The organism is Bradyrhizobium sp. 179 (genome assembly GCF_023073535.1).
Taxonomy (GTDB): domain Bacteria; phylum Pseudomonadota; class Alphaproteobacteria; order Rhizobiales; family Xanthobacteraceae; genus Bradyrhizobium.
In genome coordinates, this window is the sequence record NZ_JADPJR010000097.1 from 16771 (window position 1) to 32732 (window position 15962).

The window sequence follows — 15962 nt, forward strand, 5'->3', positions numbered from 1 at the left end:
CCTGGAGGTCGCGCTTGAGCACGGAGATACCGCAGTCCAATCCCCAGCCCGGCATGGCCGAACGCGCCATCGATGCAGCGACGGATGTATCCCGCACGATCGGTGAAGTCGCGGGGGGCCTGCATGCAGCGGTCGATCGTCTTACCTCTGCGATCGAGGAAGCGCGAAAGCCGGGCCGGCCGCTCTCGACGATTGCGGCGATCACGCGCGAAGCGCCGCTCGCCAGCCTGTTCGTTGCTTTCCTGTTCGGCGTCGCGGTTGCGCGTCGACGCTAGAACATGATCCGAAAAGCTATCGAGCGGTACTCCGAAGAGGTCATGCTCAAACAATAACCCTAAATCGAAGCGGGCCCGTCAGGCCGCAGTGACGGCGGCGGCGCACTCAGCGCCAGGAACTGCCGATCGACGCTTCCACCGGCACTGGACGACAAAGAAGTACCCCTGCCCTTCCTCGCATCCCATGCTCACCAGAAAGTCCGCCGTGGCGCGGTTCTCGATACCTTCAGCCACGACTGTGAGACCGATCTGCTTGCTAAGCCGGATAGTCGAGCTGACGATCGCAGCATCGTCAGAAAGGCAAGCAGATCGACCACGAACGAACGATCGATCTTGAGCCCGTCGAGCGGAAACTTCTTCAGGTAGCTCAGGCTTGCATAACCGGTACCGAAATCGTCGAACAGAACGCGGACGCCCAGCTCTTGGATCCGTTTGAACCTGTCGAGCACGCGGCTTTCGTCATGGAGCAGGATGTCTTCGGTGACCTCCAGCTCGAGCAGCGACGGCGTGAGTCCCGTCGCTTCGAGCAACGCCGCACCGTCGGAAGACCGCCGCTCCGCCGCCGTGATCAGACCGATGAGGCTCGCATGCAGCATGCTGCGGTTCGCAAGACCTGTCAGCGTATCATGTTCCGCGCACGGCGCTTATGTGGCCTTTGCTCACAGACTTGCCTAAATTTAATCCCGTAACCTGCTCATGATCGCTCGATCCAGCGGTTGCCATTGACCATGTTCAGCCAAAGGTGATTGAGACGGAGTCATGAAGAGGGTGTTTGCAATCCTGGCGTTTCTCTGCGTCCTCGGGTTCGGCCAGTATTTCGTCGTCAGCCGGTTCGCGATCCGCCATGAGGCTTTGGCCCTGTTCGACGCTTCTCGCCAGCGGCCGATCTCGGTTGAGATCGCGGTGAGACGCGACTACGAGACCAAGGCCAATCTCGGCCTCTGGAAGCTTCCGCTCGCCGTCATCAGCAACGGCAACACTGTCAAGGCAACCGAATATTCCTTCCTGGCCAACGTACTCGCCGCACGCGGCTATCTAGTTGCCAGCATCCAGCAGGATCTACCGAGCGATCCGCCGCTGATGACCCATGCCGGCCAGCAATATGTCGGCCGGCGTGAAGTCTATATCCGCTGCGAGGCCAACATTCTGTTCGTGCTGGGCGAGTTGAAGAGGCGGCAGGTGAACGTCGACTACGACCACATCACTCTCGTCGGCCATTCCAACGGCGGCGATGTCTCGATGTATGTCGCCCATCAACACCCGGAGCTGGTATCGAAGGTGATCACGCTCGACAATCTGCGGGTGCCTTTGGTACTCAGCGAGAACATGAAGATCCTGTCGTTCCGCTCGAAGGATCCGCATTTCGTGGCCGATCCCGGCGTGTTGCCGACGCCGGAAGAGGCAAAAGCGCGCGGTATCGATATCGTCCATACCGGCGCACAGCACACCGAGATGAGCGATCGCGGTCCCGATTCGGTTAAGGCGAAGATCCAGGAGACGCTCGACCGGTTCCTGCGTGACAGCGCCAGCAGCGCGCTCGCGCCCGCCGATACGAAGAGCCCGATGATCATGAACCCCGGCGACTATTAGCCAGAACCCCCTTTGCGGCAGGTCAAGGCAGCTCCGAGCCGCCACGATAGGAGGGTCCCGCGATCTCGGAGGGACACCGCGGCACGGGCGCCCGCATTCGTAGATCTATCGTTCAAGGCGCAGGCTGCTGCAGTCGATCATCGCGCGCATCGGTCTCTCGCAATCCCAGAATACTCGATTTCTTCCTGCTCGACGGCGCGAAGATGCCGAGCTTCCCCTGAGCCGCACGGAAGCCGGCGACATCATGGCCTATACCGCATCGCTGCGCCGGTAGAACGCCGGGCCAACGTGACAGGTGGAACTGCAATTCCCTGCCGGAAGACCGACAGGATCAGCAGAAAAGGATGATGGACGGCGAATGAACCCATTAAGTGCCCATCATGGACCTGCCCGGCATCAGAATGCGCACTCGCCGGCGCGCAAAATCAATTTGTGGCATGCAGCGCCGCACCAACAGAATCAGGACTTGTCCTTGCCCGGTTGCATGAAGCTGCCAGTCATCTGGCGCATGTGATCCCCTGCGTTGGTGAACTGACTGCGCAGGAAGTCGGACTGAATTCGCATCGCTTCCTGAAGGTCTGTGGCGTGAACGAGCTTGCGTGCATGCTCGAACGCCGACTTCATGTTCTGTTCGGTGAAAGCGAGCGCCTGCTTCGACACTTCCGTCCCCGCACCCGGAACGGTCGTCATCGATTTGGTGGCGGCTTCGAAAAACATGCCGAATGCCTTTTCCGCCTGGTCAATCGTCTTCTCGGCCAGGTCGCGCAGTTCGGCCGGAACTTCAAGCTTCGGGTCGATCATGGTCGCACTCCTCCCTTTTCCCGACTGAATACCACACTTACCGGATCGCCTTCCAGCGGGCCGGCCCTGACGAGGGCTGCCTGGTGGGCCGAATCTGGCAGGAAACGAAGGCGAAGGCGTAGGGCCGGTGCGGCCTTACTCAGGACAGGGGATGTTCGGGAAGAGCTTCTTCGGTGGCGAGGTCTTCGACGAGCTTGATGACCTCGAAACGCTGCCGAGGCTCGAGCTTCAGGAACGCACGGAGCAGGCGCAGGCTTTCGACGGTGCCGCCCGCGGGCGCGCCGAGCTTGAGGTGCAGTTCAGCCGCGAAATTAAGATTCTTCATCTCGCACCTATGAGAAGCATCGGCCTTCATATTCTTGCGTCGAAGTCGCACGCGAGGGACCGAACGCCACAACCCGATTCTATGGGGATCAGCTCTCGGCCGCAGGCCCGGCGGTCTAGCCTGGCCCAACCGAACAGGTTGCAATTATGCCAAGGAACAACTCATCCGGCAAGCCCAACAGCCGCTGTAGCAATGCTTCGCCCGGATCGCGCCACGGCAATTCCGGATAACAGGAATATCGACCGCCGTCACCTACCTGCGTCAAGAAGCGGCATCGATCACGCACACAGCCGAGATCGCTGTCAATCGGCCCTGCATTTCGACTTGTTTCCGATATGAACAGAGATGGGCTGACACGAACTGGCGCTTCGGCAGCATATACACGCAGTTGTTGAGTCGCGTCTCACCGGTTGCATCGTCAGCGATAGTAAAGCCAGTGGCCCGTACCGCATCCGTGAGCAGCCGATCGCATGCCCGCGGGCGAAGCCGCGGGCATGCGATCGTTATTTGCGCTGCCCTGCCCGTGGCGTCCCCGTCGTCGTGGCGAAGCCGTAGATCAGCGCCAGCCGGTCCAGGCATTCACGGAAACGCCGCGCAAAATAGTCGTTCCAGCGCTGCGTACGAACGGCGCGGCGCTGCCCGATCTGATCTATGGTCAAGCCCAGCACGAGCACGTCGTGCACCAGCGCTGCGCCGTCGATACCGAGCTCGCGCTCGACCCGATTCAGCCGCAGCACCGCCTGGCGCTGGCTCTCGGTAATCGGCTCGCGCGTGCGAGCGCCATCGACATATTCACGGGTCGGGTCCATGGCCTGGGGCCCCCGCTCCGCCCTCTCCCAATCGCTCTGGAAGGCGCGCCCGCCGCGGTATTGTGCCTCGTCGATCTGATGGTGCGCGTGCAGCCGGCCGAGCGGATCGCTCCGGACCGACCGGATGGCCACGATCTTCTCGCCGGGATCGACCGCCAGCGGATTGTCGACCTCCACTTCCGCCACCTCGGCGTTGAACGGCACGTCGCGGGACCGCCGGTCGTAGATTCCAGCCAATTTGTAAGATTTGTTGCGTCGGGCACGTGCCACTCGGAAAGTCCTTTGCGAAATCAACGATAAACGGCTGGCCGCCGGTTCAGGCAGCGCAGATCAGCCTGAGCACGACGGGACGGCTGGCACGGGCGGACTCAGCTCCAGAACGGCGCGTCAGACCCGCATGCGGCGTGCAATAGCTGGAACCCGGCTGGCGCGGATGGCCACAGAAAGTGATTTCCTCCCCGTCCCTGTCGCCGCCATAGGGGTAGCGGCAGTCGTCGTCCGCAAGGTCCACCAGTGGGACCAACCGCGGCTGGATGCCGACGCAGCGCAATTTGGCGCGCGCAGCAGGCTTCATGGCGGATTTCGGCGGCACATTCAGGTTCGGCAACGCCGACCGGCGCGGCGACGGCGGGCAAGCCTCGCCGGGCAGCGACGGCACGACCGAGGGACTCGTCATCCAAGCCGGTGTGACGAGACCGAGCCGCTTGGCGCGGCCGGCCACCGCGCTACGTGTGTAAACCGTACCAAACCTTGCATTAATCTCTCGGCCGATGGCTGCATAAGACATCCCCTTCAGAAAATAGTCGCGAAGCGCGTCGGAGTGCTCCGACGACCAATGGCCCGGTTCCATGCTGCTGTCCTGTGATGCACCCCCTCCGACCGCATGATCGCGAGGCGGAAGATACATTCCGGTATTCCGAATCTAAAGTCAAGCGACCCAATTCTGATATTCATAATTGCATCAATTCCGAATTTCGGATTATAAGAGGCAAGACCATGCGCAATCGAGGGAATCACCATGTTGGACGTTGCAATGATCGAGCGGGGCCTGGAAAAGACCGGCAAGAGTAAGGGCGGCCTGGCGGCGGCCATGGGCGTGCGACCCGGCGCGGTCTCGGAGATCCTCGGCGGCGAACGCCTAGTGAAGGCTTCGGAGATCATTCCGATCATGGAATATCTCGAACTCAACCTCGCGCCGATCATGGGTCGCGTCGGCGCCGGCGCCGTGATCGAGCCCGATTATGAACAAGTTCCGCCGGAGGGACTCGGTGACATCACGCTGCCCTTCCCCATCATGGAAGAGACGGTCGCCTTCGAGATCGTGGGCGATTCGATGCTACCCAAGTACGAGAGCGGCGACGTGATCGTGGTCTACAAGGACCAGCGTCATCCGCTGTCGAGCTTCTATGGCGAGGAGGCCGTGGTCCGGCTCAAGACCGGCGAGCGCTATTTGAAGACCATCGAGCGTGGCAAAAGCCCCTCCGTGGTCAACCTCACCAGCTTCAACGCCAAGCCTATCGTCGGCGTGAAGCTCGAATGGGTCGGAGAGATCTGCCTGTCCATGCCCAAGGGACAGCTCGAGCGGCTGCGCGCCAAGTCGGCCCGCCCCCGCAAGAAGGGCAGGTAGCGCCGATTTCCGTTTTTGGAAGTCGCTCTTGACTTATTTCTGATTTTCGGAAATACTCTGTCGCACTCTCGACTTCCGGGTGCGGCAGGTTCGTTCTATGCAATATTTCGTCGTGACTATGGGCGGCGCGGCCGCGAGGCGGTCGTCGACCCCGAAATCACGAGGCGTGAGATCGTCTCCCGCATCGTTTCGGGCGAATACCGGAACGTCTCGTTCATCCACGAAATCGCCGACAATTCGGTCGAGGATGTGACCGAGGCCATCCTGTCCGAGGCCGCCCTGCCCCAGATCCCGCCTGAAGATATCGACCTCCAGGCATGCCGCCTCGATCACGCCCGCGATCTGCGCAAGCACGAGCGGACGTGACGAAGCTGGCAGCCTGCATCGCGCCGTCTCGAATGAACGTTACACCGTAAGCACGGTCGACCCCGTGGTCTTGCGCGCGGCGAGATCGGCATGCGCCCTGGCGGCGTCCTTAAGCGGATAGGTTTGGTGCACCTCGATCTTGACTGCACCGGACTTGACGACCTCGAACAGCTCGCCTGCCATCGCGACCAAACTTTCGCGCTTGGCGGCATAAGTGAACAGCGTCGGCCGCGTGACGTAGAGCGAGCCCTTCTGGGCCAGCAGGCCGAGATTGAGCGGATCGACGGCGCCGGAGGACTGACCGAACAGCGCGGCAACGCCGAGCGGCGCGAGGCAGTCCAGCGATTTCAGGAACGTGTCCTTGCCGACGGAATCATAGACGACAGGCACCTTCTTGCCGCCGGTGATTTCGTCGACGCGCTTCACGAAATCCTCGCGCGTGTAGATGATGACATGGTCGCAGCCATGCGCCTTGGCGAGCTTCGCCTTCTCGTCGTTGCTGACGGTGCCAATCACGGTGGCGCCGAGGTGCTTGGCCCACTGGCTCAGGATCAGACCGACGCCGCCGGCCGCGGCGTGGAGCAAGATGGTGTCGCCGGACTTCACCCGATAGGTCTGCCGGATCAGATACTGCGTCGTCAGTCCCTTGAGCATCATCGCCGCCGCAGTCTTGTCATCGACACCGTCAGGCAGCTTCAACAAGCGGTCGGCGGGGATCAGCCGGGCCTCGGAATAGGCGCCGAGCGGCGAGGCGCCATAGGCGACCCGGTCGCCCGGCTTCAGATCGGTGACGCCTGGGCCGACTTCCTCGATGACGCCGGCCGCCTCGCTGCCGAGCCCGCTCGGCAGCTGCGCCGGATACAGGCCCGAGCGGTTGTAGATGTCGACGAAATTGAGACCAACGGCGGTGTGCCGGATGCGTGCCTCGCCCGGTCCGGGCTTGCCGACGCTGACCTCCTCCCAGACCAGGACCTCCGGGCCGCCGGTCTTGTGAAAGCGAATGGCATGCGTCATGGGCGTTACTCCCTTATCGTTGCAGTGAAGTTCAGAGAACCTGATCGCACTGGGAAGTAGGCATTTGGTCCGGCGGTTACAGTACCGACGCGTAACAAGAATGTCACAGCGGCCGATAAATGTCCGCCGTTCCGCCTCTGTTCGGAAGATTTGATGACCGGCGTGGGGCGAGTGGCGGTAGCCTTCAGCGGGGGTCTGGTGGTCGCCTGCGAAGGAGAGCCGAGATGCCAGCTTATGTTCAGCATCATCAGGATGTCGAAATCGCGCCAGTGACTTGCCCCACCTGCATGGGGTTCCTGCCGATGTATGTCCGCGAGGTCGAACCGCATTGGAGCCTTGCCAAGATCGACCTTGTCTATGAATGCGCCGATTGCGGCGCCGAGGTCAGACAGACCATCCGCAAGCCGAAGCTGCTGCGGCACTGATCGCGCGCCGGCGCACCGTTCAACTATTTGCGTTAAGCGGAAAAAACGCCGCTCCCGCGGGTCTGGTGGCTCCCAAACGAGGCTTGTTCTTTGCCCGGAACGCAGGCAGAACAAGCCTCAAGCAGGACCTTTGGGAGCGCCGTTTCGTGGCTGATCAGAAGGCCTCGACCTCGATCGAGGCAGTGGAGAGCGGCCTCGCCGCGCAAGGCTATATCGCGAGCCGGCAGATCGCGACCGCCGTCTATCTGTCGCAACAGATCGAGAAGCCGATCCTGGTCGAGGGCCCCGCGGGCGTCGGCAAGACCGAGCTTGCCAAGGCGATTGCCGCTTGGCGCGGCATGAAGATGATCCGCCTGCAATGCTATGAAGGCCTGGACGAGGCCAAGGCGCTCTACGAATGGAAATACGCCAAGCAGCTTCTCTATACCCAGATCCTGAAGGACAAGCTCGGCGAAGTCCTGGGTGGCGCGCAGACGCTGCATGCAGCGCTCGACCAGCTCCACGATTTCGGTGACGTGTTCTTCTCGAAGGAATTCGTCGAGCCGCGGCCCCTGCTCCAGGCGCTGGAGCAGCCGGGCGGCTGCGTGCTCCTGATTGACGAGATCGACAAGTCGGATGCGGAATTCGAATCGCTGCTGCTGGAGATCCTGTCCGACTTCCAGGTCACCATCCCCGAGCTCGGCACCGTCTCGGCGATCACGCCGCCGACCGTGATCCTCACCTCCAACAGCGAGCGCGACCTCGGCGACGCCTTGAAGCGACGCTGCCTGCATCTGCACATCGGCTTTCCCGAGCACAGGCTGGAAGAACGCATCGTCGAGAGCCGCGTGCCTGGCATCTCGCAGGCGCTGCGCCGGCAGATGGTCGGTTTCATCCACGAGATCCGCTCACTCGATCTGAAGAAGCTACCCTCGGTCAGCGAGACCATCGATTGGGCGCGCGTGCTGGTGCTGCTTCAGGCCACCGAACTCGATACCGAGATCGTCAAGGACACGCTCAACGTGCTCCTGAAATACGAAGCCGATATTGAAGCCGCGTCGCCGCAAGTTACGACCTTCATTGCCAAAGCGGCGCGGTCCAACGTCTTCGGTTGAGACCGATGCGCGAGAACCTCCATCGTTTTTTTCGGGCGGCCCGCGGCGCCGGCGTTCATGTCTCGCCCGCCGAAAGCATTGATGCGATGCGTGCGGTCAAGCAGGTCGGTTTCTCCGACCGCGCGATCTTGCGCGACGCCCTGCTGCTGACGCTCGCCAAGTCGCACGACGAGAAGCTCGCACTCGGCGATTGTTTTGATCTCTTCTTCAGTCAGCCGGAACAGCGGCAGGATCAGCCTGAGGCCAGCAGCGATGACGCTTCGCAGGACCTGGATCAGTCGCCCTCATCGGACGCGGGCAGCGAAGCCGGTGAAGGTCAGCCTCCCCAGGAACTGGGCGCTCTTGCGCAGATGCTGCTGTCGCAGGATCGCAATGCGATCGCGGCGGCGATCGCCAGTGCCTCCGGTGTCGCCGCGCTGTCCGATATCCGCTATTCCACCCAGCGCGGCATCTTCTCCAGCCGCATCCTCGACGCCATGGGCCTCCAGCGCCTGCGGGACGATCTGGACCAACTGACCGCGACCAACCCGTCACTGGCCGAGCGTCTGCGCGCTGCGCTCGATGCCTTGCGCGAAGCGGTGCGCGACACGGTCTCCCAGGGGCTTGCGCTCTACGCCCGCGAGGAGGCCGAAAGCCTCCGCAACGAGATCCTGCGCAACGCGCCGCTCGCGCGCATCGAGCGGCGCCAGGTCGCCGAGATGCGTGCCCTCATCCGCCAGATCGCGCGCCGGCTGCGCGAGCGCTACTCGAAGCCGCGCAAGCGCCAGCGCCGCGGCCATCTCGACGTTCGCCGTACGCTCCGCCGCAACGCGGCCTGGGGCGGGGTGCCGTTCCTCACCGCCTGGAAACGCAAACATCGCGACCGGCCCAAGATCGTGGCCCTTTGCGACGTCTCCGGCTCGGTCGCCCAGGTCTCCGACTTCTTCCTGCTGTTGATCCACTCGCTGCATGAGGTGGTCGACGACGTCCGCTCCTTTGCCTTTTCCTCGCATCTGATCGAGGTCAGCGAGATCCTGGAGAACAACTCGCCGGAAGAGGCGATGGCCGAGATCATGTCCAAGGTCGGTTTCGGCTCGTCCGACTACGGCTCCTCGCTGGCCGATTTCGAGAAGGAGTTCATGAGCGCGCTGACGCCGCAGACCACGGTCATCGTGCTCGGCGACGCCCGCAGCAATAACCTCGACCCGCGCGCCGACATCCTGCGCCGTATCTCCGAGCGCTCAAAGCGGCTGGTCTGGCTCAATCCTGAAGGACGGCTCGCCTGGGGCTTTGGCGATTCCGAGATGCCGCGCTATGCGACCTTTTGCAGTGTCGCGCGCCAATGCGCCACCGCGCAGCAGCTCGAGCGCGCGGTGTCCGATATCGTGGCCACTTATCAGTGAAGGCCTAACACGCCCCTCTCTAAGGTTAGGCGGCGGTCAACTCGGCCCGGGCGATATTGCACTCCCGAAAGTGATACCCAATTTCGTCGAGCGCGCGCTGTTCCCATTCCTGGGCTTGCGCGAGCCAGAAAACCCGCCGCTCAAAATCGAGCGCGGCACGCTCGCGGCACAGAGATTCCTGACTGCGAATTTCCGCCAGCCTGTTCATGCAGTCCACTCCTGCCTGTGAAGCCATTCCCCGCGAACCTAACAGGGCCCCGAGCGCTCCGTCTCATCATTTCTGTGCATATTGCGACGCAGAATGGGACAGTAGCTGTTCCCGTGCAGCGCAGCAGTTCGCGCCGCAACACAAGCCTAAATCATCAATATATGATCGAGGTCTGGGACAATATTTGCGCTCAAACGATCTTAACTCCTATGACGCAATGAAGTGCGGCAATTCGGTGAAGAGACGTTCTAAACAACTCACCGAATTCCCGACTCATTGTCGTCGCATGGTGTTCATGCAGCGCCGCTAACAGAGGCGCGCAAACGTTACTATCGCTTGAGGCAGCATGAGCAACGATGTCGAATTCGATCTTTCGCCGGATCAATGGGAAGCGCTACGCACGCTTCGCAATCCGGCATCGAACGGTCGCCTCTCGAAAGCCTATCTGGTCGAAAGCCTCATCAAGCTCGGCCTTGTTGTCGTCAATGGCGGCGTGCCTGAGATGACGCCCACCGGACGCAAGGTGCTGGTCCGCGGATCGTGCCGGCTGCTGGATCTCGCAGCGTAGTGCGAACGGCGATTGGCCGCCCTCACCCGAACATCAATTCTCGCCGAAATCGGATCAGATGACCTTGGCAGCAAGAGTGCTCGAGGGTGGCCCCGTCGACTGCTTAACCGAAGTTGCGGATCAGTCATTCCCATTGGAGGAGCGGCGATCCATACGCCCTCCTCAAGACCGACAGGAAACGCGGGAACCAGGAGTGCGCCACAGCACCCTTGTAGGCCCAGGTGCGATATTTGAGGCCCCGCTCGGACAGCAATTCCTGATAGCCGCCATGGACCTCGGTTGCGGTCCGAATGTCCTTCAATATTCCCTGGGCGCAGGCCCGGTAGGTGTCGCTCCCCGAGAATTCGTCGTAATCCAGCATGCGATCCGCAAACTCGACGTTGAATGTCGACCAGGATGAGCGTCCCTGGTAGGCGGGAGCCGCGATCTTGTGAATCATCTTGGTCTGCGGATTATCTGCCGACACCAGGAAGTGGAACGTGTTAGGGATGCGGAAGCGCGGCTCCGCAATGATTAAATCCGCCGTGGCCGCGAACAGCGCCCGCTCGCACTCCTCGTTCAGGTCCCAGAAGCCGCGATGCACGCTGACGAAATCCAGCGCAACCGAGGACGCCGGCGGAGCCGCCGGGCCGTCCAGCGAATGTCTGATATAGCCGTCCTTGCCGAACAGCCGGAGCAGGTCCTTCTTGTACTGCCCGAGGTGACGTCCCAGCAGCCGCTTTAGCTCATTCTCGTCCACGACTCCGAGCTGAATGCCCCACACGAACGTCGTGTACACACAGGCATTTGTGACGAACCGCTGTCGCTCGGCGCGGGTGTCGGTGGCTGCAGAGCGCGGGACGCGGGCATCGCATAACAAATATCTGGTGCCGCCATTGTCGAATGACTCCAGCTCGCTTGCGAGCTGCAGGATCGCCCGCTTCAGGTCGGCTCCGTATTCGGCCAACAGCAGACGGCCGGCATGCGCGCATTGCGACATCGCCAGATAGGACGATGCCCTGTCCTCCGCGGAAATCATCTGCTGTAGACCGGCAAGGATGCCGAGCAGCGTATCCGAAGGACGCGAGAAATAATTCACGCCGAGATACCGCCCGCGTCCCGCCGGCACGATGGTCGTGGTGACGACGCCAGCGCGAACCGCCTCCAGCAACAGATGCACGCTCTTTTCGAGCAGACGCGCCCGTCGCACCGCGTCCTGCGCATCCATGATGGTTTGGGGATCGAGAATTTCGGGATAGAACCAGGCGAAGTCGCGCGGATAGTACGCGCAGGCGTGCGGCGCCCCCGTGACCAGGAAAGCCTCCGTCGCCGAGAAGGCGCTGTCCATCGAGTGCCGGTAAAGGTCCGCGATGGCCGAGAGTGAATGAGGTGACTGCCTCAGGAATCGATCGCCGAGAAAATTCACCGCCTGAAGCGCGTTGGCAACGAAGGTCGCCGTCAGGCCCTGATAAAACCGGTTCTCACGACGTGATCGAAAAGAGGTGCCCCTGTTCATAGGTGTCTTCGAATTGTGTCTCGTGATCCCGGCAATAACGCCGCCACTTTCTAGAGCTGTCTGATTCGTGTCTCTATCGGGTGACTTGCGGGCTCGACTTACCTTCCCAGGGCCTGAAATTCTCGATCACCCGCAGCAGCACGCGGGCGCCAGCTTCGGCATCCGCCAGCTCGACATGCTCGTCCGGGTGATGACTGATGCCGCCGCGGCAGCGCACGAAGATCATGCCGACATCGGCAATGTCGATCATCGCCATGCCGTCGTGGCCTGCTCCGCTCGGCAGCTCGAATACGGAAAAGCCTTCCGCTCCGATCGCGTGAGCGATCTGCTCCTTGAGCCAGGGCGCACAGGGTGCCGTGCCGTTCTCGTGCGTGACGTCGAGCTGAAGCACCAATTGCCGTCGCTTCGCGACCGCCTCGATCTGGCGGACGATTTCGGCGACTGCACGCTTGCGATGCATGTCGATTGGCGCGCGCATGTCGATGGTGAAAGACACCTCGCCCGGGACGACGTTGGTCGCGCCGGGCCTTGCCTGGATGTATCCGACGGTCCCGACCAGCCCGCCGTCGTCGGTCCGGCAAAACTGCTCGATCGCGCCAATGCATTCGGCCGCGCCGGCGAGCGCATCACGCCGAAGCGCCATCGGCACCGTGCCGGCGTGCCCGGCCATGCCGGTCAGCCGCGCGGCAAGACGCGTCGCGCCCGCAATCGCGGTGACGACGCCGACAGGCAGGTTCTGTGCTTCCAGCACCGGACCCTGCTCGATATGTAATTCAAGGTAGGCAATTAGCTCGCGCCGCGTCCGTGCAGCCGCGCCGATATGATCGGGGTCAAGGCCGAACGTGATGAGCGCATCGCGCATCGACACGCCGTCACGGTCGCGCGTGTTCAGGACGCTCTTGTCGAATGTGCCGGCCACCGCACGGCTGCCCAGCAGGGTCGAGGCGAAACGTACCCCCTCTTCATCGGCAAAGCCGACGACCTCGATCGCGAACGGGAAGCGCCTGCCGCGGCGGTTGAGATCTGCGACACAGGCGATCGCGGTGATCACGCCGAGAGGCCCGTCCCATTTGCCGGCATCGCGCACAGTGTCGTAGTGCGAGCCGAGCATCAGGCAGGGCGCACCCGGCCGCTCGCCTTCGTAGCGGCCACAGACGTTGCCGATCGCATCGAGATGCGCGCTCATGCCGGCCTCGCGCATCCAGCCCAGGATGAGGTCCGCGGCTTCGCGCAACTCCTTGCTCAGATAGATGCGGGTGAGCTTGCCGGCCTCTTCCGAGATCGCACCGAGCTCGTTGATGCGACGCACGATTTCTTCGCCGAGCGATGTCGTCTGAACGGCGTTCCCAGCAACCATCTCGGCGGGCTTTCCATCTTTCGGGGACCGCAGCAGCGGCGGTCCTGATGACAATCGATACAAGTTGGATGCGAGCGAAAATCGCGCACTGGCGCTGTCCCAATCCGGGCGTGATTAGCATGAACGCGAGTAGCCCGCCGGCAGTCTCCCGGCATGCACACCCACGGACAGGTTAAAGCTGCTTAACTACATTGCATACAATTGGGAGTTACTGCCCATAAATTAATCTGTCGATATCCTGATCAGAATTCAGGCAGCATAGAGACTCCCATACTTTCAAGACGTTATCCGCAATTGAACGCTCGGCAGCCTGTGGCACGAAGCTTGCGACACTTGTCCCGAGCTCCGCCAGATCGGCGGCAGCCGCGAGATCGAAGCGGGCATCCGCCCAGGGGAGCAAGCAATGGATTTTGGCAGGATTTCACGACGGCATTTGTTGCAAGGCGGTACGGCCCTGACCCTCGGCGCCGCGGCTGGCCTCCGCCCGGCCTTCGCAGCCGAGACGACCATCGGCTTCATCTATGTCGGCTCGCGTGACGACTACGGCTACAACCAGGCGCACGCGCAGGGGGCAGCGGCGCTGAAGAAGATTCCCGGCCTCAAGGTCATCGAGGAAGAGAAGGTGCCGGAGACCGACGCGGTCGAGAAGACGATCGAGTCCATGATCAATCTCGACGGCGCCAGCCTGCTCTTCCCGACCTCGTTCGGCTACTACAATCCGCACACGATCAAGATGGCCAACAAGTACCCGAAGCTCCGTTTCGAGCATTGCGGCGGCCTGTGGAGCGACAAGGATCCGAAGAACGCCGGCAGCTATTTCGGCTATATCGACGAAGCTCAATACATCTGCGGGATCGTCGCCGGCTACACCTCGAAGAGCGGCAAGCTCGGCTTCGTTGCGGCTAAGCCCATCCCGCAGGTGCTGCGCAACATCAACGCTTTCACGCTCGGGGCCAGGCTCGCCAATCCCAAGGCGACCACGCAGGTCATCTTCACCGGTGACTGGTCGATGCCGGTCAAGGAAGCCGAAGCCACCAACAGCCTGATCGACCAGGGCGTTGACGTGCTCACCTGCCATGTCGACGGTCCCAAGACCATGGTCGAGAATGCGGCACGACGCGGCGCCTTCGTCTGCGGCTATCACACCAACCAGTCGCCGCTCGCGCCGAAGGCGTATCTCACCGGCGCGGAGTGGAATTGGGAAGCGCTCTATCCGAAGTTCGTGAAGATGATTGCCGCCGGCGAGAGCATCCCGAACTTCTACCGCGGCGGCCTCAAGGAAGAGATCGTCAAGACATCGCCCTATGGCGAAGCGGTTTCCGCAGAGGCCCGCAAGCACGCCGACGACGTAAAAGCCAAATTCCTGTCGGCTGAAGGCTACGCCATCTTCAAGGGAGGGCTGGTCGACAACAGGGGCAGGACCGTGATCGCGGCCGGCACCGATCGCGGTCAGAAGGATCCCGAGCTCGAGAAGATGGACTATCTCGTCGAGGGTGTGATCGGAGCCACTTCGTGACAACGGAAGCTGCGGATCCCCTTGACGCGGCCGGGACGATCGCCCCGGCCGCCGATCCCGGCTTTCTCCAGCGCCACGGCGCAACAATTGAATACATCCTCATCCCGTGCGCGGCGCTCGTCGGCGCGCTCGCGGTCTTCGGCATCTTCGTCGCGATGTTCGGCAAGAATCCGCTCGACCTCTATTTCTACATGTACTACGGCGCGTTCGGCACCTGGTTCTCCTGGCAGAACACGCTCACGCGCGCTGCTCCCTTGATCCTAACAGCACTCTGCACGGCGCTGCCCGCGCAGCTCGGCATGGTCATCATCGGCGGCGAAGGCGCGCTCCTGATCGGCGCATTGTCGGCAACCAGCGCCGCATTGGCGCTCCAGGGCCTGCCGCCGCTTGTCGTCCAGACTTCCATGGTCATCGCCGGCGTGATCGGCGGAGGCTCGTGGATCATGCTGTCGGGCGGCTTGCGACAGTATCGCGGCGTCAACGAGACCATATCGAGCCTCTTGCTCGTCTACATCGCGCTCGCAATCCTCAACCATCTCGTCGAAGGCGCGATGCGCGATCCCGCGAGCCTCAACAAGCCCTCGACGCGCGAGATCGGCGCCGCCAACATGATCGGCACCATTCCCGGCACCGATGTGCATTGGGGCCTGGTGTTCGGCCTGATCGCCGCGATCGCCGCCTACGTCCTGGTCTATCACACCGTGTTCGGCTTCGCCGCGCGGATTGCCGGCGGCAACATCCGCGCCGCGAAGATCGTCGGCCTCGGCGTCGACAAGCTGATACTGACCGTTTGCTTCCTTGCCGGCGGCGCCGCTGGCCTTGCCGGCATGGTCGAGGTCGCCGCCGTGCAGGGACGCACCAATGCCAACCTTGCGGCCGGCTACGGCTTCACCGGCATTCTCGTCGCCTTCCTTGCGCGGCAAAATCCGCTCGCCATCATCCCCGTCGCCATCCTGCTCGGCGGTATCAGCGCCAGCGGCGGCCTGCTGCAACGGCGCCTGGGACTGCCGGATGCGTCCGTGCTGGTGCTCCAGGGCATCATCTTCGTCTTCGTGCTGGCCAGCGATGCGCTCTACGGCCGCACCGGGTTCCTGAAGGGAAAATCCTGAG

At 62.3% G+C, this 15962-nt stretch carries 18 protein-coding genes and 1 pseudogene; 10 read left to right on the forward strand and 9 right to left on the reverse strand.

The genetic code is table 11. The features are described from left to right. Positions 1 to 14 precede the first annotated feature (14 nt). Positions 15 to 275, forward strand: coding sequence for a hypothetical protein (locus IVB12_RS22005; protein WP_247301811.1), 261 nt, complete (start codon positions 15 to 17; stop codon positions 273 to 275). Between the two features lie 153 nt (positions 276 to 428). On the opposite strand, the pseudogene IVB12_RS22010 reads toward IVB12_RS22005, so the two are convergent. Next, positions 429 to 805: pseudogene (locus tag IVB12_RS22010) on the reverse strand (EAL domain-containing protein); the annotation flags it as partial. A gap of 229 nt (positions 806 to 1034) precedes the next feature. On the opposite strand from IVB12_RS22010, the gene IVB12_RS22015 reads away from it, so the two are divergent. Continuing rightward, positions 1035 to 1865 (forward strand): alpha/beta hydrolase, encoded by an 831-nt coding sequence (locus IVB12_RS22015; RefSeq protein WP_247301813.1) that lies wholly within the window; start codon positions 1035 to 1037, stop codon positions 1863 to 1865. Between the two features lie 459 nt (positions 1866 to 2324). On the opposite strand, the gene IVB12_RS22020 is transcribed toward IVB12_RS22015, so the two are convergent. The 4 genes from IVB12_RS22020 to IVB12_RS22035 form a co-directional block, all read right to left on the reverse strand. Then, positions 2325 to 2666, reverse strand: coding sequence for a phasin (locus IVB12_RS22020; protein ID WP_247301816.1), 342 nt, complete (start codon positions 2664 to 2666; stop codon positions 2325 to 2327). Between the two features lie 139 nt (positions 2667 to 2805). Further along, on the reverse strand, positions 2806 to 2991 hold the full coding sequence (locus tag IVB12_RS22025) for a hypothetical protein (protein ID WP_247280633.1): 186 nt from the start codon (positions 2989 to 2991) through the stop codon (positions 2806 to 2808). A gap of 503 nt (positions 2992 to 3494) precedes the next feature. After that, positions 3495 to 4070: a hypothetical protein gene (locus IVB12_RS22030; protein WP_247301817.1), complete on the reverse strand. Its 576-nt coding sequence runs from the start codon at positions 4068 to 4070 to the stop codon at positions 3495 to 3497. Positions 4071 to 4116: 46 nt separating this feature from the next. Next, a complete protein-coding gene (locus tag IVB12_RS22035) occupies positions 4117 to 4650 on the reverse strand; it encodes a GcrA family cell cycle regulator (protein WP_247301820.1) in 534 nt (177 codons plus the stop codon). A 168-nt stretch (positions 4651 to 4818) separates the two neighbouring features. On the opposite strand from IVB12_RS22035, the gene IVB12_RS22040 reads away from it, so the two are divergent. Next, entirely contained in the window at positions 4819 to 5427 is a 609-nt protein-coding gene (locus IVB12_RS22040) for a S24 family peptidase (RefSeq protein ID WP_247280567.1), read from the forward strand. A 102-nt stretch (positions 5428 to 5529) separates the two neighbouring features. After that, positions 5530 to 5793 carry a hypothetical protein gene (locus IVB12_RS22045; protein WP_247302294.1) on the forward strand — a complete coding sequence of 88 codons (264 nt, stop codon included), beginning with the start codon at positions 5530 to 5532 and terminating at the stop codon, positions 5791 to 5793. Positions 5794 to 5832: 39 nt separating this feature from the next. On the opposite strand, the gene IVB12_RS22050 is transcribed toward IVB12_RS22045, so the two are convergent. Then, on the reverse strand, positions 5833 to 6807 hold the full coding sequence (locus IVB12_RS22050; protein ID WP_247301822.1) for a quinone oxidoreductase: 975 nt from the start codon (positions 6805 to 6807) through the stop codon (positions 5833 to 5835). Between the two features lie 224 nt (positions 6808 to 7031). Between IVB12_RS22050 and IVB12_RS22055 the strand changes: the two genes are divergently transcribed. From IVB12_RS22055 to IVB12_RS22065, 3 genes are all read left to right on the forward strand, one after another. Next, positions 7032 to 7232 carry a hypothetical protein gene (locus tag IVB12_RS22055; RefSeq protein ID WP_247301825.1) on the forward strand — a complete coding sequence of 67 codons (201 nt, stop codon included), beginning with the start codon at positions 7032 to 7034 and terminating at the stop codon, positions 7230 to 7232. A gap of 146 nt (positions 7233 to 7378) precedes the next feature. After that, a complete protein-coding gene (locus IVB12_RS22060; RefSeq protein WP_247301828.1) occupies positions 7379 to 8326 on the forward strand; it encodes a MoxR family ATPase in 948 nt (315 codons plus the stop codon). Between the two features lie 5 nt (positions 8327 to 8331). Next, complete coding sequence (locus tag IVB12_RS22065) at positions 8332 to 9708, forward strand: VWA domain-containing protein (protein WP_247301841.1); 1377 nt, start codon at positions 8332 to 8334, stop codon at positions 9706 to 9708. Between the two features lie 25 nt (positions 9709 to 9733). On the opposite strand, the gene IVB12_RS22070 is transcribed toward IVB12_RS22065, so the two are convergent. After that, positions 9734 to 9916, reverse strand: coding sequence for a hypothetical protein (locus IVB12_RS22070; RefSeq protein WP_247301844.1), 183 nt, complete (start codon positions 9914 to 9916; stop codon positions 9734 to 9736). Between the two features lie 346 nt (positions 9917 to 10262). Between IVB12_RS22070 and IVB12_RS22075 the strand changes: the two genes are divergently transcribed. Continuing rightward, positions 10263 to 10484 (forward strand): hypothetical protein, encoded by a 222-nt coding sequence (locus IVB12_RS22075; RefSeq protein ID WP_247301846.1) that lies wholly within the window; start codon positions 10263 to 10265, stop codon positions 10482 to 10484. A gap of 124 nt (positions 10485 to 10608) precedes the next feature. Here the strand turns inward: IVB12_RS22075 and IVB12_RS22080 are convergent, their stop codons facing one another. After that, the gene (locus IVB12_RS22080; protein WP_247301849.1) at positions 10609 to 11979 is read right to left on the reverse strand and encodes a hypothetical protein; all 1371 of its coding nucleotides are present in this window, start codon (positions 11977 to 11979) and stop codon (positions 10609 to 10611) included. Positions 11980 to 12052: 73 nt separating this feature from the next. Next, positions 12053 to 13336 carry an allantoate amidohydrolase gene (locus IVB12_RS22085; protein WP_247301851.1) on the reverse strand — a complete coding sequence of 428 codons (1284 nt, stop codon included), beginning with the start codon at positions 13334 to 13336 and terminating at the stop codon, positions 12053 to 12055. 403 nt (positions 13337 to 13739) lie between these two features. On the opposite strand from IVB12_RS22085, the gene IVB12_RS22090 reads away from it, so the two are divergent. Beyond that, complete coding sequence (locus IVB12_RS22090) at positions 13740 to 14852, forward strand: BMP family ABC transporter substrate-binding protein (RefSeq protein WP_247301853.1); 1113 nt, start codon at positions 13740 to 13742, stop codon at positions 14850 to 14852. After that, positions 14849 to 15961, forward strand: a complete 1113-nt coding sequence (locus IVB12_RS22095; protein ID WP_247301856.1) for an ABC transporter permease — start codon at positions 14849 to 14851, stop codon at positions 15959 to 15961. The genes IVB12_RS22090 and IVB12_RS22095 overlap by 4 nt, the downstream gene beginning before the upstream one ends. The last annotated feature ends 1 nt before the right edge of the window (position 15962 follow it).